Origin of the sequence: Streptomyces sp. NPDC059564 (genome assembly GCF_042735575.1) — a bacterium.
GTDB lineage: Bacteria > Actinomycetota > Actinomycetes > Streptomycetales > Streptomycetaceae > Streptomyces.
The window spans coordinates 1-18,992 of sequence record NZ_JBHWBP010000024.1 but is presented as its reverse complement, the minus strand read 5'-3'; the positions used below and the strand labels follow the sequence as shown (position 1 = coordinate 18,992).

Here is an 18,992-nt window from a genome sequence, read left to right as displayed (position 1 = left end):
GGTTACTTTCCGTCGGCCGGAAGGCGCTCGGTCCAGGTGATCGTCTGATCGATGGTGGAGAGCAGGCCTTCCTCGCGGTTCGTCTTCTTCAGCCAGTCGTAGTAGCCGACGTAGTGGAGCAGGGACTCGTTGCTGGTGGAGTTCTCCAGGGTGTACTCGACGACGAGGGAGCCGTCGGGGTCCTGGCCCTTCACGTTGTACCCGAGCGAGTACGAGCCCACGAAGGCCTCGCCGAGGTGTTCCTCGTCATCGGTCAGGATCGCGGGGAGGTCGGTGGTGATGAGCTTCTTGAGCGCGCCGATCTTCCCGTCCTTGGAGATCGAATAGCTGACGGTGCCTTCCTGGGTCCCCTTGTCCCGCCACTCGGCGAGGGTGTCGGCGCGCAGCTGCTCCATGCTCACGCTCGCCTTGATGAGCTCGGTCATCTTGTCGCCGTCGTGGTACTCACGCGACCGCGGGCCGCTTCCGGTGCCGTAGTCCCAGCCCAGCGCGTACGCGCCTTCCCGCTGTTCGGCGGGGTACGGGTCTTTGCCCTGCATGGCGAGGTTGAAGGCGTTGTAGTCCGCCTGGGAGATCGTGTTGGTCGTGTCGATGCTGCTGTGCCCGGGGCTGGTGTTGAACCACTGGCCGAGCCCGACGTCCGACATGAGCGCGAACGCCAGGTTCCGGTCCGCGGCGATGCCCCGCCTCACGATGCCGTTGATCTCCTTCTGGGCCCCTTCGATCGCCTTCGCCTCGGCGGAGTCCTTTTCGATCACCTTGCACTGGCCGTTGAAGACGGTGGTCGCCGCGACGCCGCTCGCCTCCACGAGGACGCCGCTCTCCCGCGCGCGCCGGACAGCGTCCTCCAGGTCCTTCTTCACCGCCTTGAACTCGCCGAGAGCGTCGTCCAGGACGCCGATCGCCGCCTTGGTGACCTTGGCGGCCGCCTCGAGCTGGCGCTCGATGTCGTCGATCATCCGCCAGGCGTACGGGGCCGCCGCCCCCTCCCAATAGCCCTTGTCCCGCAGCGGCGTGAGCATTTCGTCGTGGACGCGCTTCGGGAGCTTGGTGAGGGCGTCGTGCGTCGTCCGCCACTGGGTCGCGAGCTTCTCCAGTGGCCCGAGATCGGTCTCCAGGATCTCCTGGTAGAAGGTGGTCATCGCAGTCCGTCCAGCTTCGAGCGGCGGGTCAGGTCCGCGAACGAGTCATGGACCGCCACGTTGGTCTTGCCGTAGTCCCGGGCTCCGGCGCGCAGGCTCTCGGCGATGTGCGCCAGCCAGCCCGCGACCGTCCCCGCCTGCTTCTCCCAGTTCAGCTGCGCGGTACGGATGCTCTTCGCGGACTCCCAGCCCACCATGGCCGCGACGGCCGCCTGTGCCGGCTCCTCCAGCGCGGCCGCCGGCCGGGTGAAGGCGGTGTGGATCTCGTCCGCACTGCCCGCCGCCTTGTTGAGGACGGTGGGCTCGATCTTGAGCTGGTCCTGGGGCGGACCGCCAGGTGTGGGTGCGAAGGGCTGGAAGCCCGGCGAAGGCGGCTTCTGCAGGAGGGGGGAGGCGGGACGCAGCGGGAGCGGAGTCAGCGGGTCCGCGTAGCTGTCGGCGGGCGGCGCTTTGAAGAGGGAGCCGCCCCACTCGGAGTTGTGCCGCTTGAGCTCGTCCGGGGTCAGCGGGAGCTGGGCCGGTTCGGGCAGTTTGTCGTCGGCCATGTGTGGATTCCCCCTCGTGCGCGAATGTGAATGCGAACACATTTGCGTAGACACCTTAGTTGAGCCGGCCGGGGGGCTTCGGCTGGGGTGGGATGTCGAGTGGTACGCGGAGAAAGGCCCGGAGAGGGCTCCGCTTTGCGGGGGAGAAGGCGGCACTGTTGTGGCGTACGGCGCCCTGGGCGGCCGTCCCCGGGGCGGCAACGACGCAGCCCCAGGCCGCTGACCCGGGGCTGCGTTCAACCACGTCTGCCGGTGGCCGCGGTCCGGCCGCCGCGAGGTCAGGCCGCTGCCTGCGTCCGCGCGGTGCTGCGGGTCTCCTGCCGTACGACGCGCCGGCGCCGGGACGGCATGCCCACCGTCGGGTTGGCGACGCTCCAGGCCGCGCCCTTGCAGATCAGTTCCTTGAAGAAGGCACCCGCGCGGCCCGTCAGGGCGCTCTCGACCGCTCGGTCGTCGGCGGTGACGGACTGGATCAGGCCCTCCTTGCGGCCGAGGGAGATGCACTGCTTGGAGTAGTGGATCGAGACGTGGGGGACCTTGGTGTCCGTGAGGCGGGCGGCGATGGCGTCGGCGGCCTGCCAGGCCATGGGGATGCCCGAGGCGCAGGACATGCGCAGCGGCTTGTCGCCCGGGCCCATCGCCATCGCCGCGTCGCCCACGGCGTACACGTCCGGGTGGGAGACCGAGCGCATCGTGCTGTCGACCACGATCTGGCCGCGGTCGGTGACCTCCAGGGTGGTGGCCCGGGCGATCGGGTGCACGGCGAAGCCCGTGGTCCAGACCGTGACCTCGGCGGGGACGGCCCGTCCGTCGGCGGTCGTCACGCGGTCGGCCTCCACGGCGTCGACCGAGGTGTGTTCGTGGACGGTGATGCCGAGCTGGTCCACCACCTTGCGCAGGTGGGCGCGGCCCTTCTCCGAGAGCCAGTCGCCGAGGGCGCCGTGGGCGGCCAGGGCGACGTCGAGGTCCGGGCGGGCCTCGGCGATCTCGGTCGCGGCCTCCAGGCCGGTCAGGCCGCCGCCGACCACGACCACCGGCCGGCCCGCGTCCAGGGTGGCCAGGCGCTCGCGCAGGCGGAGGGCGCCGGGGCGGCTGGAGATCTCGTGGGCGTGTGCGGCGGTGCCGGGGACGCCCCCGTCGTTCCAGCCGCTGCCGAGGGCGTAGACCAGGGTGTCGTACGCCAGTTGCTCCCGCTCGGTGCCGTTCGCGGCGGCGACCGTCACCGTCTTGCGGTCGACGTCCACGGAGGTGACCTTCGCCAGCTTCAGTTCCACGCCGGTGCCCGCGAACATCTCGCCGAACGGCCGGGGCCTGAGGTCCTGGCCGACCGCGAGCTGGTGCAGCCGGACGCGCTCGACGAAGTCGGGCTCGGGGTTGACGAGGGTGATGGCGACGTCCTCGCGGTGCAGCCGCTTGGCGAGGCGGCCGGCGGCGACGGCACCGGTGTAGCCGGCTCCGAGGATGACGATGCGGTGCTGCATGTCCGTGCTCCTGTCTGGGCGGGGGCCGCCGTTGTCCGGCGTGGTTTCGCCTCTTGAACCGGACGGCCCCCCGTTCCCTGACAGGATCCGGACGTGACCCGCGTCACACCCCCTCAGAGGCTGAGGAGCGGGCCCTCCCCGTGGTCCGCGGCGGCCCACAGCTCGGTCGCGCGCACGAGCTTGTCGGGGTTGGCCTGGGTGCGGATCGCGACGATGCCCTCCGCGGTGGCCTCCAGGCAGATGATCCCGACGACCCGGCCGTCCACGACCGCCACGATGGCGGGCTCGCCGTTCGCGGTGGTGGCGTAGATGTCGGGCGCGCCGCCGACATGGGCCCGCTTGGCCTCGCCGGGCTTGAACAGGCCGCGCATGAAGGTGGCGACCGCGAGCGCGCCCTCGAACGCCTTCGTGCGCGCCGGCACCTTCCCGCCGCCGTCGCCGACCGCGACGGCGTCCTGGGTGAGCAGGCGTACGAGGGGTTCGGTACGGCCGGTGGTCGCCGCCGCCAGGAACTCCTCGACGATCCTGCGGGCGGCGGCCGCGTCGATCTCGGTGCGCGCCTTGCCGTCCGCGATGTGCTTCTTGGCCCGGTGGTAGATCTGCTGGCTGGCGGCCTCGGTGATGTCCAGGATCTCGGCGATCTCCCGGTGTGCGTGCTCGAAGGCCTCGCGCAGCACGTACACCGCCCGCTCGCCCGGCGACAGGCGCTCCAGCAGGACGAGGACGGCGTACGACACGGACTCGCGCTGCTCGGCGGTATCGGCCGGGCCGAGCATCGGGTCCCCGGCGAGCAGCGGCTCGGGGAGCCACCTGCCCACGTACGTCTCGCGCCGGGCCCGTGCCGAAGTGAGCATGTTGAGGCACCAGTTGGTGAGGACCTTCGTCAACCAGGCCTCGGGCACCTCGATCCGCCCGACGTCGGCGGCCTGCCAGCGCAGGAACGTTTCCTGCACGGCGTCCTCCGCCTCACTCGCCGAGCCGAGCAGCCGGTAGGCGATGGCCTCCAGCCGAGGCCTGGCGCTCTGGAACCGGTCCACGTCACTCATGATCAGGGCCATACCCGCGATCCTAGGCGCCCCCTGAAGGGTCCGGGCACGGACGGGGCACGCGCTCGGCAGCGGGTGAGGGGGGAGGAGGAGGGGTGGGTCCGGGCGGTGCGCGGCCGGATGGCGATCACGCGCTCTCCGGCGGATGGCACTCCTGGAGAGTGCCGGCCTGTGCGGCGGCCGGGCGGGACGGCGCGAGGCACTGGCTGGAAACGACGGCCGTCAGCCAGGCGATCCGGTGAAGGCGGCGAAAGCCATCGTCGACATCACGGAGGCGGCCGATCCGCCACTGCGCCTACAGCTGGGTGCGGACGCGATCGAGCGCGTCGAGGCGAAGCTGGATCTGGTGCGACGTGAACTCGGCCAATGGCGCCACATGGCACTCTCCACCGGTACCGGAGAAGCCGTCTGATCACGAGATGCCGTCCGCCCCGCACGAGGCCATGCGGCGACCTGACGCCGCATGAGGGTGGTTATGGCACGCGAAGGGCACGCGGGGCCCGACCGGTCGAGACTGCCCGGCCAGAGCCGGTCGTGACCGCTGTTGACCGCCCTTGAGGGCACGGTTGGGGCATGGCCCGTCGCAGGGCTCGTGGATGGCCTCCCCGGCGAGACCCAGGGCGCAGTCCGCTTCTCGGGAGCTCCCCGAGGTGGCGTGCTGCCGGGCGAGCCGGTCCTTTCATCCCGCGTCCGGCAGCCAGGCGTTGTTGTTCGCGTTGTACCAGTAGGTGTGGCCGGCGTTCAGGGCGACCGTGCGGAACGGGCGGCCGTGGTCGTCGATGCGGGTGGTGCCCTGGCGGTCGCCACTGCTCCAGGCCAGCTCCAGGTACCAGCTGACGTCCTGACCGAGTGTGGCGGCGTCGATGTTCAGCACCTGGGGGTCGGTGGCGGAGACCTTGTACGGGAAATCGGTCGAGGCCGTCGGCCGCTCGCCCTCCTTGCCAGGTACGGGCCTGGCCCTCGGGGAGGCGTCGTCCAGGTCCACGGCGAAGGACGCCGGCACCAGCGCGCCGCCGCAACCGGCGCCCATGGTGTACGCGTTCCAGCCGGGTGCCTTGCGGCCGCTCACGACATGGACGTACAGGGCGTGCAGGACCGCGGGCTTGCCCTCGGTGCCCTGGACGGTCAGCTGCATCCGCAGGTGCCCCGCCGGGACGGCGTGCAGGGCCCGGGCCCACCCTTCGGTCGCCTGCCCGGCGGGGGGCGGGGGGACCGTGCCGGGTTCCTTGTCCAGGGCGAACCACTGGTCGCAGGGGCTGTCCCAGTTGTCGGGCAGGACGTTGACCGTGAACGGGGCGGTGGCGGAGGCCCCCTCCTTGGCGGTGGCCGGCGAGGAGGACGCGGACGTTGCCGAGGGGGACGACGGTCCGGGGCTGGACGGGGGTGCGGAATCGGCTGTGGGCGTGGGTGACGACGACCCGCCGGACGGCAAGGCCGGGCCCGCCGCCGCCCGCTCGCGCGAGGACGGCTGGACGGCGCCGTGGCGCGTGTCCCCGTGACCCGTATCTCCCATGGCGGAGACGGCGGCGGCGGTCCCCGCCACCGCGGCGGTGGCCACGGCGGCCGCAACGGCGAGCAGCAGCCGAGGACGCCGGGCCCCCGGTACGGAGGCCCGGGCGGGGCCCGGCTGGACAAGGGCGGCGGGGGCGTGTGCGGGTGCCTCCGGTGCCGGTGCCGGTGCAGGGGCGGGGGCCTCCGCCGGTGCCGGCGCGGGAGCGGGGGTAGGCGCCGGGGCGGGTGGCTCCGCCGGTTCGGGTGCGTCCGTCGCCGCGGCGGGGGCGGGTGCCTCCGCAGCGGCGGGTCCGGGCGACGGGGCGGAACCGGCCGCGGACGCCGGGGCCGGAGCGGGGTCGTCCGTCTACGCCATCCGCCGGACCTCCGCAGACAACCCAGCCACCACCACCGCCGATGCAGGCGGCGCCTCCGGCGCGGCGTCACCGCCCCGCGGCGCCGCGGAGTTGGCCGCCCCCGACGCCGAGGCCTGCCCCTCCGCCGCCCCCCGCCGCCGCTCCACCAGCGCCAGCAGCCACTGCCGGTGCAGCGCGAGCAGTTCGTCGGCCGAGGCACCGCAGACTCGCGCGAACCGCTCCACGGGGGCGTAGTCCGTGGGCACCGCCGCGCCGCTGCAATAGCGGTGCAGCGTCGAGTTGCTGGAGTGCAGACGCTTCGCGAGCGTGCCGTAGCTGCGCCCCGAGCGCTCTTTGAATCCGCGCATCAGCTTCGCGAACCGCTCCGTCTCCGTGGCCATTCCACCCTCCCCCTCATCCCGGAAGCACGTTCCAGGGTCGCCCGATCGCCCAGGTGAGAGGGGTCGGGAGCGTTCCAGGGTTCCAACTATCGCGGTCCAGACGCCACTGGGACGAAACCGGCCCCACAGTTGCGTCATCAGCCGGTCGGTCCGCCATCGGATTCGGCGGTCGCGACGGGAGGGCCCCCACCCGCCCCACCGACCGCCCTGGCCGCCTGCGGCAGCAGCCGACCGGAACAGCAGCCCCACCCAACGTCTCGTCAGCCGGGAAGCGGAAGCCCCCGTCTGACGACCGCACCAACACGGAGAGTTCCCCATGCGCACCTACCGACTCCGCACCACCGCCCTGGCCGCCGCCACCGCCGGCCTCGCTCTGGCCCTGACCGCCTGCGGCGGCTCGGACAGCGCCGCCGGACCGGCCGCGAACCCCGCCGCGACCAAGAACGCGGACAAGCCGGTCTCGACCGGGACCGTGACGCCGTCCGGGGAGGGCGCCTCCGCCGCCCCGTCCGCCGGCAAGGCCACCGGAACCGGCACGGTCACCGCCACCCCGGCGAAGGCCGGTTCGAGCGGCAAGAACACGGGGGACACCACCGGTGACTCCTACGCCTACACCCACCCCTGCTCGGCGCGGAACCTGACCGTCAAGGTCACTTCCCCGACGGGCACTCCGGCCACCGTCCGCGTCATCACCGTGACCAACAACGGTTCCACCTCCTGCGGTCTGGACTACTTCCCCACCGTCGGCTTCAGCGCCAAGGGCGGCGCGCTCGGTCTCCAGGCCACTGCCCCCGGTGGTCTGGGCGGCGCCCCGGCGTACCCGGTGCACCCCGGCGCCACCGCGTACGCGGCCGTGGACCTCAACCCGTCGGGTGGCAACGGCCCCGTGGCCGACGAGGTCAATGTCCTGGCCGACAAGGAGCACATGCCGAACGCGGACGGCGTCAGCCTCCAGCTGGCCAAGCCGGGCAGCGTCGCCGACCCGAAGGTCGGCCTGTACCGCACCAACACCCGCGACGCGCTGAGCGCCTTCTGAACGGAGTTCCGGGGCCGCGGCCCCGGCCGTCCGAGGGCCAAGGCGTCTGGCACGGATCTGGCACGGGACCTTTGAAAAGGTCTGGGCAACGCGAAAGCCCCAGGTCTCTGACCTGGGGCTTTGCTAGGGAGCCGATGACGGGAATCGAACCCGCGCTATAAGCTTGGGAATCTATGGCGCCCGTGGCAGTGGTTTAGCGCCTGACCTGCAGAGATAGGCCGCCAAGGGCCCGCCAGGAGGCGTCCCCCGCATCCGTGTTGCCCGCTGTTCACCGCCTTGAAGGGCACGGTAGGGGCACGGGGTCACACATCGCGCCGCCGCACGACGACCACGGTGAGTGCCACCGCGAGCAGGGGCCACAGCGCGAAGCCCGTCCACGCCTCGGCCGCCGAGGGCAGGGCGGCAACCTCCTGGGGGTGCAGTTGGGACAGGCAGCTGCGCCAGCTGTAGTAGGGGAAGTAGCCGAACAGCTCGTTCGCCCATTGATGGACGGTCGGTTTGAAGAAGCCCGGCAGTACGACGAGCACCCCGCAGGCCGAGACGACGGACATGGCGGTATGCCGCAGGAGCGCGCCGACGCCCATGCCCACCAGGGCCGAAACGGGCGCGAGTGCCGCGTTCGCGGCGAGGACGCCCGGGACGCCGGGCTCACCCAGCGAGATGCCGATGTCGCGGCCCGACAGGATGGCCTGGCTCACGAAGAACGTGCTGAACGAGACGGTCGTGCCGACGGCCAGCATGACGGCCGCGACGACGGCCGCCTTTGCCAGCACCGTCTGGTGCCGGGCCGGTACCGCGGTGAAGGTGGTGCGGATGAGACCGGAGGCGTACTCTCCGACGATCGTCAGGGCCCCGACCGTGCCCGCGCCGATCATGAGGAGGGCGACACCGGCTCCGCTGAGCGCCTCGCTCATCGGGTCGTAGTGGGATCTCTCCTGGGGTCCGAAGTCCGGCCAGTTGTCGTACGTGTCGAGGCTGCTCTGCACGGCGAGCGCGATCAGGATCAGGACGCCGAGCCCGAGTACCCAACGGGTGGAGCGCAGGGACCAGAGTTTGATCCACTCGGCGGCGAGGAGGTCGCGCCGGCGGACGCGCGGCTCGGCCGGCGCCCGGGTGCGGGCGGTCGCGGCCGGCCGGGGTGTCATGAGCGAGGTCATCGGTGGTCACCAGCGAGGTACTCGGCGCGGCCAGTGGTGAGTTCCATGAACGCTTCCTCCAACGATGGGCTGTGCGGGGCGAGTTCACGCAGCCCGATCCGGTGCTCGAAGGCGAGTTCGCCGATGCGGTCCGAGGTCAGCCCGGTGACCGTGAGCGTCTCCGGTCCGTCGGGCTGTACGCCGGCGCCTTCAGGAGCCAGTACGGCCGAGAGCCGGGCGGGGTCCGGGGTGCGCACGGTGACATGGGTGCGGCTGCGGGTACCGCGCGCGGCGAAATCGTCGACGCTCTCCTCCGCGATCAGTTCGCCCCGGCCGATGACGACGAGACGGTCGGCGGTGTTCTCCATCTCGCTCATCAGATGACTGGAGACGAGTACCGTGCGCCCCTCGGCGGCCAGCCCTTTGAAGAGGCCGCGCACCCATCGCACGCCCTCCGGATCCAGGCCGTTGACCGGCTCGTCGAACAGCAGCACGGGTGGGTCGCCGAGGAGGGCTGTCGCGATGCCGAGCCGCTGCCGCATCCCCAGGGAGAACCCCCCGACATGGCGGCGTGCCGCGCCCGCCAGACCCACCTCCTCCAGGACCTCCCGCACCCGGCGGCGGGGCAGCCCGTTGCTGCGGGCCAGCGCCGACAGATGGGCGGCGGCGCTGCGGCCCGGGTGGACGTCCCCCGCGTCGAGCAGCGCACCGACGTGGTGCAGGCCGGCCTGCCGCCGGAGGAACGGGCGGCCGTCGATGGTCGCGGTACCGGCGGTGGGGCGGTTCAGGCCCAGGATCATCCGCAGGGTGGTGCTCTTCCCGGCGCCGTTCGGGCCGAGGAACCCGGTCACGGTTCCGGGCCGCACCGTGAAGCTGAGGTCGTTGACGGCGAGGACGTCGCCGTAGCGCTTGGTCAGTCCGTTGACTTCGATCACGTGACTCACGGTGCCGCGCGCCGGGGGCGGGTCGCATCGCCCCAGCGACAGGGATCGGCGCCGCGCCTCGGCCCGGAGGCATACGCCTGTGGTCTGATGCCCGTCGGGTGGATGCCGCCTACGCTCGGCCCGTGTCCGAGACCACGCCGTACGCACCCCCAGCGCCCCTGATGCACCGCTTTCCGCGCGGTGCGCGGGCAGCGGTGACGAGCTGCGCGATGGCCCTGCTGGGGCTGGTGCTGTACGTGGCGATCACGGGCGGTGCGGAACCGGGCGGCGGGCCGGACCGCGAGGGCGTGAGCCTCGCGGCGGCATCGGTCGTGATGGCCGCACCGCTCGCAGCGGCGCGGCGCCGGCCCTCCGCGGCCCTCGCGCTCCTGCTGGCCGAGGCCGCCGCCGCGGCGGCCCTGGGCCTTCGGGCCGAGCAGGTCTGGCCCCTCTTCCCGGTCACCGGCCTGCTGGTCGCCGCCGTCGCCGCCACACGACACCCCCGCGCCGGTCTCGCCGCCGCCTTCGCCACGGTCGCGGTCCAGGAGACGGTCCTCCAGGTGGACCTCCTCCGGGACGGCGGCTGGGGTCGCGTACTGGCCCCCGGCTTCCTCGGCCTGACGGCATGCCTGGCCCTGCTCGTCCTACTGGCCTGGCTGACCGGCACGTACGTACGCCAGCGGCGCGCGTACGGCGAGGCGCTGCGCGCCCACGTGGCCGCCCAGGCGGTCACGGCCGAACGGCTGCGCATAGCCCGCGAACTCCACGACATGGTCGCGCACAGCATCGGGGTGATCGCCATCCAGGCCGGCGCCGGAAGCCGGGTGATCGACAGCGAACCGGAGCGGGCGCGCGGCGCGCTCACCGCCATCGAGACCACCAGCCGCGAGACGCTGCGCGGACTACGGACCATGCTCGACGTCCTGCGGACCGCGGAGCCGGGACCGGCGTCGGCCGCCGAGGCCGAGCCGTCCTCCGGACTCGCCGACCTCGACCGGCTGGTCGCGACGACGGCGAATGCAGGAGTGCAGGTCGAGGTACGGCACGGCGGGGAACGACGTGGACTGGCCGAAGCCGTCGACCGGTCCGCGTTCCGCATCATCCAGGAGTCCGTGACCAACGTGGTGCGTCACGCGGACGCTCGGCACTGCCGGGTGACGGTCGACTGGCGCCCCCACGACCTGTCCGTCGAGATCGTCGACGACGGACCGGGCCACCCGGACTCCGGCAGCCCCCGGGATGCCGCCGGAACCGGGACCGGCTACGGGATCCGCGGCATGCGGGAGCGGGTCGCCCTCCTCGACGGCGACTTCGCCGCAGGCCCACGGCCGGAGGGCGGTTACCGGGTCGCTGCCCGCTTCCCCCTACCCCTCACCGAGGCGCCATGACGACGATCCGTCTCCTCCTCGCCGACGACCAGCCGCTGGTCCGCACCGGCCTGCGCATGGTCATCGACGGCACACCCGACATCGACGTCGTCGGAGAGGCCGCGACCGGCGCCCAGGCCGTCGCCCTGGCCAGGGAACTCGCCCCCGACATCGTCGTCATGGACATCCGCATGCCCGGCATGGACGGCATCGAGGCCACGCAGATGATCACCACCGAGTCCCCGGAGGCCCGGGTCGTCGTGCTCACCACCTTCGACAGCGACACCCATGTCCACGCCTCCCTGCGGGCCGGAGCGAGCGGCTTTCTCGTCAAGGACATGGATCTCGACGGGTTCCTCAACGCCATCCGGGTCGTGGCCGCCGGCGACGCCTTGATCGCGCCTGGCGTCACCCGCCGCCTCATCGCGGAGTTCGCCGGCCGCCCCGTACCCTCCCCGCCCGCGCCGGAACTCGCCGCGGTCACCGCGCGTGAACGAGAAGTGCTCACTCTCGTGGGCCGTGGCCTGTCCAACGCCGAACTCGCGACCCGCCTCCACATCAGCCCCGGCACCGCCAAGGCCCACGTCGCGAGTCTGCTGTCCAAGCTGGGCGCCCGAGACCGGGTCCACCTCGTCATCGCCGCCTACGAGGCAGGACTGGTGTCGCCGTCCCGCTGAGGGACGAACAATCCTCCGCGCGGGCACCGACTCCCATGGGGTTCCGTCGAGTTGGGGCACGGCGAGACCAGAGAGGTCTGGACAACGAAGAAGGCCCAGGTCGCTGACCTGGGCCTTCTTGCAAGAGCGGATGACGGGAATCGAACCCGCGCGATAAGCTTGGGAATCACCGATCTTGTCGGCTCTATCTGGCCTCTGACCAGCGAAACCAGTCTTCATGGAGAACCTTGGGGCCCACGCTGGCGCCCGCCGTTGACCCCTGTTCCCCGTTCCTACCTGGCACGCGTCTGGCACGTACACGGTGGGTGGCCACCGGCCGTTGTCAGTGGCCGGCGTTAGCCTCCGCCTACGTGATGAGCCGGTTCGATGTTCCCACTGAGGAACACGGCGGCCAAGGGGGGTGGCCGGACAGGCGTCCCCGAGCCTCGGCTTCGGGATCCCGATGGGGCTCCGACCCCGCCCCCCTCTCACGAAGCTCAGCCGTTCGTTTCAGCGCTTCTGCTCATGGCATGTTGTGCGGCATGAACGACGCGATAGACCCACGCAACCCGGCGGGCATCCGGGTAGGGGACATCTATGAGGACTGCTTCTTCCACCCGGTTCTCTGCACGGAGATCGACGATGACGGCTGGGTAGTACTCAGCGGCATCTCGCTCATCGACGGCAGCTTCCCGCGCTCCTGCGATGGCCAGCACTGCTGGCCAATCCGCATCCAGGTCGAAGAGGTCATGACCATCAAGCGGGACCTGGAGGGCTACGCCCGTCGGCGGAAAGCCGAACTGGACGCGGTCGACAGTACCTGATCCGTAGCTCTAGCCGCATCGGTCAACAACGGTCATATCGGCTGCTTAGAGGTCCGGGATAGGCGGTAGCGGACTGAGCTGGCCGCTGGAGTTGCGGTACTTCGCTGCTGTACCACTGCGCCGACAGAAACCCATGGCCCCCGCCTGCCCTAGATCTTAAGATGCTTGGGACACAGCTATTCCTGCGGACTTCACACACTCGGGGAATCATGAGCGAAGAGAACTTCCTTCAGGGAGATGATCTGGATGCTTACAGGGTCTCTCCAAGCGGGCTTTGCTGGTGGTGTGGATCCACTGCCGATTCCCAGGAGCACAAGTTCAAGCGGAGGAATCTAGCCCGACTCTCCTGTGGGTCAAAGGAGAATCTAATCTGGGTCAGCGGCGCGACCCAGCACCCGATTCGCTCAATTAGGAATTCGCACCGAGTGCGGTTTCGCGCAAACCTCTGCGCCGCATGCAATAACGCCCGAAGCCAGCCATTCGATCGCGCCTACGATCGTTTCGTTGACTACCTGTGGAGTGATGGCCGCCGCCTCCGTCGCTCCCGGTACATCGACATGAAGCGGGTGTACGGCGACAGCTGGGCCGTCGACACCGTCAACCTTGCCCGGTACTTCGTAAAACAGATCGGTTGCCGAGTTGAAGATGACGGCTTCCCAGTCCCCCGGAGTTCATAAGCTTCCTCGACGGGGGAAATTTCCTGCCAAGTCTCCACATAGTCACATGCAAGGACCTAAATCTCTGGAAGCTCCACAGATCAGGAAAGAAAGATGACTGGATAATCGGAGAGGGTTTCGGGGAAACGGTAGGCGCGGTCAGCCCTTCCCGAGGTCAATTGATCATGTTTTCCAGTTCTATGGTGGTGGGATATATCGGCGTTGCATACCGCTGGGAATTGGGAGAAATGGACGCAGATCCATTTTACAAATATCGCCGAGCTAGGCTCCATCGGCGAGACCAACTCCCCGATATCTAAGCATCAGAGCACTGCGGGCACCCGATCACGCCCGCCTCTACGGCAGTTGAGACGGAAAACTACCTGTACCCACGACCGCCCCAACTCCCATCCCGTCCGCCGTCGACCCACACGTATGTGGAGCGGGCGCGGTGCGCCCGGTGCCGTGTCTGCTCGGCTTGTCCTGGGTCGACGGTGGACGGGATGGGAGTTCCCCACCTCAACCCACCACGGCCGGCACCCGCGAACGGCGCCCCGTCCATCCCGGAGTCGGAGCGCCCCCGCCGGAGGCATGTCGGTGAGGGAGGGAACCCGCGGCCCCGGGGTTCAGCTCATGCCCTTTGGCCTATCCCGACTTGCAGGGGCGGGCGTCGGTGGAGCGCGCGCGGAGCGGGCCGGAGGCAGGAGCGTCGCGCGGAGCGGCGCCGGGAAGCCCGCCTGGCGGAGCGGAGCGCAGCCGGGTGCTTGACGAGATCACCCCGCCCCGCGTCCGAACCTGGCGGTCCGAGCGGCTCAAGGTCACCGGAGCCACGACCGTGGCGAAGACCTACCGACTGCTGAAAGCGATCATGGGGACGGCTGCCGATGACGAGTTGATCCGCCGAAACCCGTGCCGGATCAAGGGCGCCGGGAAGGAATCTCCGGCCGAGCGGCCCACCGCCACCGTCGAGCAGGTCGACGCGCTCGCCCGGGAACTGGGGGCACGCTGGAAGCTACTGGTCTACATCGCGGCCTACGGTCCCGCCCGACCTGAGGAACAGGCGGCCCTGCGGCGCCATGACGTCGACCTGGTCAACAACGGCGTATGGGTGCGGTCCGCTGAGCCTGAGCTGAACACGGGCAAGCGGGCCCCCGGCGACACCAAGTCCGAGGCGGGCAAGCGGTTCATCGTCCTGCCGGAATTCATGGGGGCTGACCTCAAGCTCCACATGGCCCTCTATGCGGAGCAAAAGCCGGACGGTCTGCTCTTCGTGGGGGAGAGGGGCGCCCCCTTTCGGCGGACGACCTTCGGACGGAAGTGGAAGAAGGCCCGTAAGAACGTCGGACTGCCGGACGGCTTCACGCTCTACGACCTTCGTCACACCGGCCACACCCTGTCGACCCAGTCGGGCGCCACCCTCAGGGACACGATGGTCCGAGCCGGCCAGTCCTCGGAGAAGGCGGCCATGATCTACCAGCACTCGAACCCGGCCCGGCAGAAGGAAGTGGCCGCGGGGATCGATGCCCGGGTGCAGGCGCTGCGTGCCGAGGCTTCTGGCACGGAACTGGCACGCGACCAATAGCGAGGTCTAGGCAACACAAAAGCCCCAGGTCGTTGACCTGGGGCTTCGTTATGGAGCGGATGACGGGAATCGAACCCGCGCTATAAGCTTGGGAAGCTCATGTTCTACCATTAAACTACATCCGCACGGCGGTCCAGTTTCCTGGAGTCTTACCGTTGCACACTGTACCCCATGATCCACCCCCGGTGAATTCCCCCGGGAGGCGTAGCCCGCGGAAGTCGGGCAGCAGGGTTCGTGGGGGCGGGAGTTGGGGCGTAGCGTGGGGGGTCGGAGCGGCGGCTGGAGTGGGTCCCGATCATCCCCTAATGTGGCGATTCATCGCAGTACGGCTCGTTGGGGAAAGGGACTCGATGGAGCACACAGTCGTCCGTTGTGCCGAAGGGCATGTTTTCAGCACCGCCTCGTTTCCGTTGCAGCACCTCGGTGCCGGCCGGATCGGTCCCGGGCGGTTGCTGCGGTGTCCGCGGTGCGCGCGGCTGAGGCACGCGGTGCCCGTGGGCGGCGTCAAGCGCTAGGCGGGCAGGCCGGTGGGCCGGGCGCGCGGGCGTCGCTCCGATTGGGGGTGGCCCGCGCGCTCTGCGTATCCTCGGGACGTGCTTCTCTCCGACAAAGACATCCGGGCCGAGATCGACAGCGGACGGGTTCGCATTGACCCCTTCGACGAGTCGATGGTGCAGCCCTCCAGCATCGACGTGCGCCTCGACCGGTTCTTCCGGGTGTTCGAGAATCACCGCTACGCGCACATCGACCCCGCCACCGAGCAGCCCGACCTGACCCGCATGGTCGAGCCCGACGGGGACGAGGCCTTCATCCTGCATCCGGGCGAGTTCGTGCTCGCCTCGACGTACGAGGTCATCTCGCTGCCCGAGGACATCGCCTCCAGACTGGAGGGGAAGTCCAGCCTGGGCCGTCTGGGTCTGGTGACGCATTCGACCGCCGGGTTCATCGACCCCGGGTTCTCGGGGCACGTGACCCTGGAGCTGTCGAACCTCGCCACCCTGCCGATCAAGCTGTGGCCCGGGATGAAGATCGGGCAGCTGTGCCTCTTCCGGCTCAGTTCGCCCGCGGAGTTCCCGTACGGCAGCGAGCGGTACGGCTCCAGGTACCAGGGGCAGCGCGGGCCGACCGCCTCGCGCTCCTTCCAGAACTTCCACCGCACCCAGGTGAGGCACGAGGCATGAGCGAAGTACGGGAGAACCTCGACTACGAGGGGTTCGGACGCGCCGTCCGCGAGCTGGCGCAGACCATCGCCGACGACGGCTACGAGCCGGACATCATCCTGAGCATCGCGCGCGGCGGGGTGTTCGTGGCGGGCGGTCTGGCGTACGCGCTCGACTGCAAGAACATCCACCTCGTGAACGTCGAGTTCTACACGGGCGTCGGGACCACGCTGGAGATGCCGGTCATGCTGGCGCCCGTGCCCGAGGCGATCGACTTCACCAACAAGAAGGTGCTGATCGCCGACGACGTCGCCGACACCGGCAAGACGCTCAAGCTGGTCCACGACTTCTGCCTCGGCCACGTCGCCGAGGTGCGGTCGGCCGTGATCTACGAGAAGTCGCACAGCCTCGTGAAGTGCGAGTACGTGTGGAAGAAGACCGACGAGTGGATCAACTTCCCGTGGTCGGTCGAGCCGCCCGTGGTCAAGCGCGAGGGACAGGTCCTCGACGCCTGAGGTGACGTACCGAGCTGACGTACCGAGCTATGTACGAAGGGCCCGCCGCGCTGCTGCGCGGCGGGCCCTTCGCGTGTCGGCCGTTGTCAGAGCGTGCCCAGTTTGATGATCGACAGCAGGGCGATCAGCTGGATCGCGGAGGCGCCGAGCGCCTTCTGCCACGGCAGGTCGTGCGACTTGCTGACCATCGACGTGAACAGGGCGCCGGCCGCCAGCCAGGTGGCCCAGCCCAGGATCTGGACGAGCATGTTGTCGCCGCCCAGGAAGATCGCGAAGAGCAGGCGCGGCGCGTCCGTGAGGGACATGACCAGCATCGAGAGCCCGACCGTCGGCTGCCACGCGCCGTCGCCGCCCAGCTGGCGGGCCAGGGTGTGCGTGACCGCGCCCAGCAGCAGCCCGCAGATGACGAAGGCCACGCCGGTGCTGAGGACGATCGGGATCGCCTGGGTGAGGGTCGCCTTGATCGCGTCCTCGCGGGCCTTGTCGAAGCCGAAGACCGCGAACATCCCGTAGAGGAAGGTCACGATCAGCGCCGGACCCCAGACGGCGTAGTCGCGCATCTGCAGGAACGTCGGCCCCGGCCGCATGACGATGCCGCGCAGCAGCTCCTTCCAGGGCAGCCGCGGCCCGACGGGGGCGGCGGCCGCCGCGCCCGCCTGGTAGGTCCCGCCCTGGCTGTACGGGTCCTCGTTGAAGTTGAAGGCCTGGGTGTGACCCGGGTTGTTCGCGTACGAGGCCTCGTGCGGCGGCGCGTACCCGCTCTGCGGCGGCTGCGCGTGCGGCTGGCCGTGGGGCTGGCCGTACGGGTCGAAGTACTCGGGCTCGCCCTGGTCCGCGGCGCCGCCCTGCTGCGGCCAGTGCTGCTGCGGGGGCGCCCCGGCGGGCGGGTACTGCTGACGGCCGTACGGGGCCTGCGGCGCTTGTGGCGCCTGCTGCTGACCGTACGGCTGCTGCCGCGGGGCTTGCGGGGGTTGTTGCGGGGGGCGGTTGTTGTCCCGGCCGCGTCCGATCCTGAATCCAGCCACGTGATCGAAAGTACCTGCTCCGGAGGGCATCGGTGGCCCGGCCGCCGGAACACGTGGCCTTTGCGGCTGACCTGTGACATCCCCTAGGGGATGGTGGGGGCGGTGGGTTTACGTGGCTGCGCGGAGGTCTGCGGGGGTTCGTTACGTTGCCGACGGAATGCGTAGATGTTCGGTCCGTAGCTTCGGGAGTGTCGCCGCCACGGAGTCACGAACGAGCACGGAAAGAGCCCCCGCCATGCGCAGCACTCGCCGCACCACCCTTCGTACCGCCGCCGTCCTCACCGGAGCGGCCGCCGTCCTGGCCCTGCCCGTGGGGGCCGCCTTCGCGGATTCGCCGACGGCGCCGGAGCCGGAGGTGCTGCCGGGCGTCGAGCAGCCGGCGGTGGATCCGTCGGAGCCGCCGGTGACGCCGCCGGTGACGCCTCCCGTGACCCCGCCGGTCACGCCGCCCACGACCCCGCCGGTCACGCCGACGACCCCGCCGGAGAAGGTGCGGGCCTTCCTCACCACCGTGAAGCTGGCCGACGGTTCGGTCGCCAAGGTCTACAAGATCGGCGACAGCCACTTCGAGGCCGACGTCTTCGCGGGCGGCACGAAGCTGGACACCCTGGTCAGCAAGGGCGGCAAGCCGGCGTACGGGCAGAACAACGGCCTGCACGTGGTGCTCCAGCCGAACGGCACCGTGACCTCGTGGATCGAGGGCGGGCAGAAGCCGGTCGAGAAGCCCGTCGAGAAGCCCGTCGAGAAGCCGAAGCCCAAGCCGGAGCCGGAGGCCAAGAAGGAGACCTCGGTCCGGATCACCATGCCGGACGGGCGGATCGCGAAGCTCGTCGACGGGCCCAAGGGCAAGCGCGTCGAGATCTCCCTGCCGAACGGGAACCTGCTCGGCACGATCGACCTGAAGAACCCGAGCGCGCTGAACGACGGGTGGACGTACAAGCTCGTCCAGGACGGGAAGCGCGTGAAGTTCGTCGTCATCGACGGCAAGAGCGGCGGGAACAGCTGGGTCTACGACTTCGCCACCGGCAACCTGATCGAGAAGTACACGGTGGAGAAGGACAAGGAGACGGCGAAGCCCGTCGCCCCGAAGCCGGCGGTCACGGCGACGCAGACGCCGCAGCCCGAGCGGGTGGTGCCGAAGGGCGGCGTGAAGGCCGGTGCGGAGGGCGTCGCCGAGGGGCCGCGGGCCGACACCCCGGTGCTGCTCGCCGCGGGCGGCGGCATGGCCGCGGTGGGTGCGGCGGGGCTGGGCTTCGCGCTGCTGCGGCGCGGGCGCGGCTGACGCAGGGTCCGGTGAACGGGAACGGCCGGTCCCCCCTGGTGGGGGGACCGGCCGTTCCGTTTCGCCGCGTGCTGCCCGCGCCTACTTGGCGGACGGCTCCGCCGCGGTGTCGCCCTTGGCCTCGGCCTCCGGCTCCGCCGGGGTCTCGGCCTCGGCCGGAGCCTCCGCCTTCGACTCGGCCTCCGCTGCGGCCTCCGCTGCGGGCTTCGCCTCGGCCGGAGCCTCGGCGGCGGTGTCCGCCCGAGCCTCCGGCTCGGCCTCCGCGGCGGCTTCCGCGGCCTTGGCTTCCGGCTCGGCCTTCGCCTCCGCCGGGGTCTCGGTAACCGAGTCCGCCGGAGCCTCCGGCTCGGTGTCCGACTCCGTGGCGG

The 18,992-nt window shown here is 70.5% G+C and carries 17 protein-coding genes, 1 tRNA gene and 2 pseudogenes; 9 read left to right on the top strand and 11 right to left on the bottom strand.

Annotated elements, in window-relative coordinates:
• Nucleotides 1-2: 2 nt before the first annotated feature.
• The 4 genes from ACFV0Q_RS07585 to sigJ all read right to left on the bottom strand — a co-directional run bounded on the left by ACFV0Q_RS07585 (nucleotide 3) and on the right by sigJ (nucleotide 4,226).
• On the bottom strand, nucleotides 3-1,142 hold the full coding sequence (locus tag ACFV0Q_RS07585; RefSeq protein ID WP_385001929.1) for a hypothetical protein: 1,140 nt from the start codon (nucleotides 1,140-1,142) through the stop codon (nucleotides 3-5).
• Nucleotides 1,139-1,687: a hypothetical protein gene (locus ACFV0Q_RS07580; protein ID WP_385001926.1), complete on the bottom strand. Its 549-nt coding sequence runs from the start codon at nucleotides 1,685-1,687 to the stop codon at nucleotides 1,139-1,141. The genes ACFV0Q_RS07585 and ACFV0Q_RS07580 overlap by 4 nt, the downstream gene beginning before the upstream one ends.
• Nucleotides 1,688-1,965: 278 nt before the next feature.
• A complete protein-coding gene (locus ACFV0Q_RS07575; protein WP_385001923.1) occupies nucleotides 1,966-3,168 on the bottom strand; it encodes an NAD(P)/FAD-dependent oxidoreductase in 1,203 nt (400 codons plus the stop codon).
• A gap of 113 nt (nucleotides 3,169-3,281) precedes the next feature.
• The gene (gene sigJ, locus ACFV0Q_RS07570) at nucleotides 3,282-4,226 is read right to left on the bottom strand and encodes an RNA polymerase sigma factor SigJ (RefSeq protein WP_385001920.1); all 945 of its coding nucleotides are present in this window, start codon (nucleotides 4,224-4,226) and stop codon (nucleotides 3,282-3,284) included.
• Nucleotides 4,227-4,359: 133 nt separating this feature from the next.
• Between sigJ and ACFV0Q_RS07565 the strand changes: the two genes are divergently transcribed.
• Nucleotides 4,360-4,626 (top strand): hypothetical protein, encoded by a 267-nt coding sequence (locus tag ACFV0Q_RS07565; RefSeq protein ID WP_385001918.1) that lies wholly within the window; start codon nucleotides 4,360-4,362, stop codon nucleotides 4,624-4,626.
• Between the two features lie 267 nt (nucleotides 4,627-4,893).
• Here the strand turns inward: ACFV0Q_RS07565 and ACFV0Q_RS07560 are convergent, their stop codons facing one another.
• Together ACFV0Q_RS07560 and ACFV0Q_RS07555 are read right to left on the bottom strand one after the other, a co-directional pair.
• Nucleotides 4,894-5,727, bottom strand: a complete 834-nt coding sequence (locus ACFV0Q_RS07560) for a hypothetical protein (RefSeq protein WP_385001915.1) — start codon at nucleotides 5,725-5,727, stop codon at nucleotides 4,894-4,896.
• Between the two features lie 345 nt (nucleotides 5,728-6,072).
• Nucleotides 6,073-6,462 (bottom strand): helix-turn-helix domain-containing protein, encoded by a 390-nt coding sequence (locus ACFV0Q_RS07555; protein ID WP_385001912.1) that lies wholly within the window; start codon nucleotides 6,460-6,462, stop codon nucleotides 6,073-6,075.
• A 316-nt stretch (nucleotides 6,463-6,778) separates the two neighbouring features.
• Here ACFV0Q_RS07555 and ACFV0Q_RS07550 point away from each other — a divergent pair, with 316 nt between their 5' ends.
• Nucleotides 6,779-7,498: a DUF4232 domain-containing protein gene (locus tag ACFV0Q_RS07550; protein ID WP_385001909.1), complete on the top strand. Its 720-nt coding sequence runs from the start codon at nucleotides 6,779-6,781 to the stop codon at nucleotides 7,496-7,498.
• 302 nt (nucleotides 7,499-7,800) lie between these two features.
• Here the strand turns inward: ACFV0Q_RS07550 and ACFV0Q_RS07545 are convergent, their stop codons facing one another.
• On the bottom strand, nucleotides 7,801-8,655 hold the full coding sequence (locus tag ACFV0Q_RS07545; RefSeq protein WP_385001906.1) for an ABC transporter permease subunit: 855 nt from the start codon (nucleotides 8,653-8,655) through the stop codon (nucleotides 7,801-7,803).
• Nucleotides 8,652-9,569 carry an ABC transporter ATP-binding protein gene (locus ACFV0Q_RS07540; protein ID WP_385001903.1) on the bottom strand — a complete coding sequence of 306 codons (918 nt, stop codon included), beginning with the start codon at nucleotides 9,567-9,569 and terminating at the stop codon, nucleotides 8,652-8,654. The genes ACFV0Q_RS07545 and ACFV0Q_RS07540 overlap by 4 nt, the downstream gene beginning before the upstream one ends.
• A gap of 131 nt (nucleotides 9,570-9,700) precedes the next feature.
• Between ACFV0Q_RS07540 and ACFV0Q_RS07535 the strand changes: the two genes are divergently transcribed.
• The 4 genes and pseudogenes from ACFV0Q_RS07535 to ACFV0Q_RS07520 form a co-directional block, all read left to right on the top strand.
• Complete coding sequence (locus ACFV0Q_RS07535) at nucleotides 9,701-10,945, top strand: sensor histidine kinase (RefSeq protein ID WP_385001900.1); 1,245 nt, start codon at nucleotides 9,701-9,703, stop codon at nucleotides 10,943-10,945.
• The gene (locus ACFV0Q_RS07530) at nucleotides 10,942-11,601 is read left to right on the top strand and encodes a response regulator (RefSeq protein ID WP_385001897.1); all 660 of its coding nucleotides are present in this window, start codon (nucleotides 10,942-10,944) and stop codon (nucleotides 11,599-11,601) included. The genes ACFV0Q_RS07535 and ACFV0Q_RS07530 overlap by 4 nt, the downstream gene beginning before the upstream one ends.
• 521 nt (nucleotides 11,602-12,122) lie before the next feature.
• On the top strand, nucleotides 12,123-12,404 hold the full coding sequence (locus tag ACFV0Q_RS07525) for a hypothetical protein (protein ID WP_385001894.1): 282 nt from the start codon (nucleotides 12,123-12,125) through the stop codon (nucleotides 12,402-12,404).
• A 1,419-nt stretch (nucleotides 12,405-13,823) separates the two neighbouring features.
• Nucleotides 13,824-14,642: pseudogene (locus ACFV0Q_RS07520) on the top strand (tyrosine-type recombinase/integrase); the annotation flags it as partial.
• 51 nt (nucleotides 14,643-14,693) lie between these two features.
• Here the strand turns inward: ACFV0Q_RS07520 and ACFV0Q_RS07515 are convergent.
• A tRNA-Gly gene (locus ACFV0Q_RS07515) sits at nucleotides 14,694-14,767 on the bottom strand.
• 468 nt (nucleotides 14,768-15,235) lie between these two features.
• Here ACFV0Q_RS07515 and dcd point away from each other — a divergent pair.
• Together dcd and ACFV0Q_RS07505 are read left to right on the top strand one after the other, a co-directional pair.
• Entirely contained in the window at nucleotides 15,236-15,823 is a 588-nt protein-coding gene (gene dcd, locus ACFV0Q_RS07510; protein WP_190186080.1) for a dCTP deaminase, read from the top strand.
• Entirely contained in the window at nucleotides 15,820-16,317 is a 498-nt protein-coding gene (locus ACFV0Q_RS07505) for a phosphoribosyltransferase (protein WP_266576532.1), read from the top strand. Before dcd ends, ACFV0Q_RS07505 begins: the two co-directional genes overlap by 4 nt.
• Before the next feature lie 86 nt (nucleotides 16,318-16,403).
• On the opposite strand, the gene ACFV0Q_RS07500 is transcribed toward ACFV0Q_RS07505, so the two are convergent.
• Nucleotides 16,404-17,342, bottom strand: a complete 939-nt coding sequence (locus ACFV0Q_RS07500; protein ID WP_385001890.1) for a Yip1 family protein — start codon at nucleotides 17,340-17,342, stop codon at nucleotides 16,404-16,406.
• Nucleotides 17,343-17,577: 235 nt separating this feature from the next.
• On the opposite strand from ACFV0Q_RS07500, the gene ACFV0Q_RS07495 reads away from it, so the two are divergent.
• Nucleotides 17,578-18,624 carry a hypothetical protein gene (locus ACFV0Q_RS07495; RefSeq protein WP_385001887.1) on the top strand — a complete coding sequence of 349 codons (1,047 nt, stop codon included), beginning with the start codon at nucleotides 17,578-17,580 and terminating at the stop codon, nucleotides 18,622-18,624.
• A gap of 81 nt (nucleotides 18,625-18,705) precedes the next feature.
• On the opposite strand, the pseudogene ACFV0Q_RS07490 reads toward ACFV0Q_RS07495, so the two are convergent.
• Nucleotides 18,706-18,992 (bottom strand): annotated as a pseudogene (locus ACFV0Q_RS07490) (hypothetical protein); the annotation flags it as partial.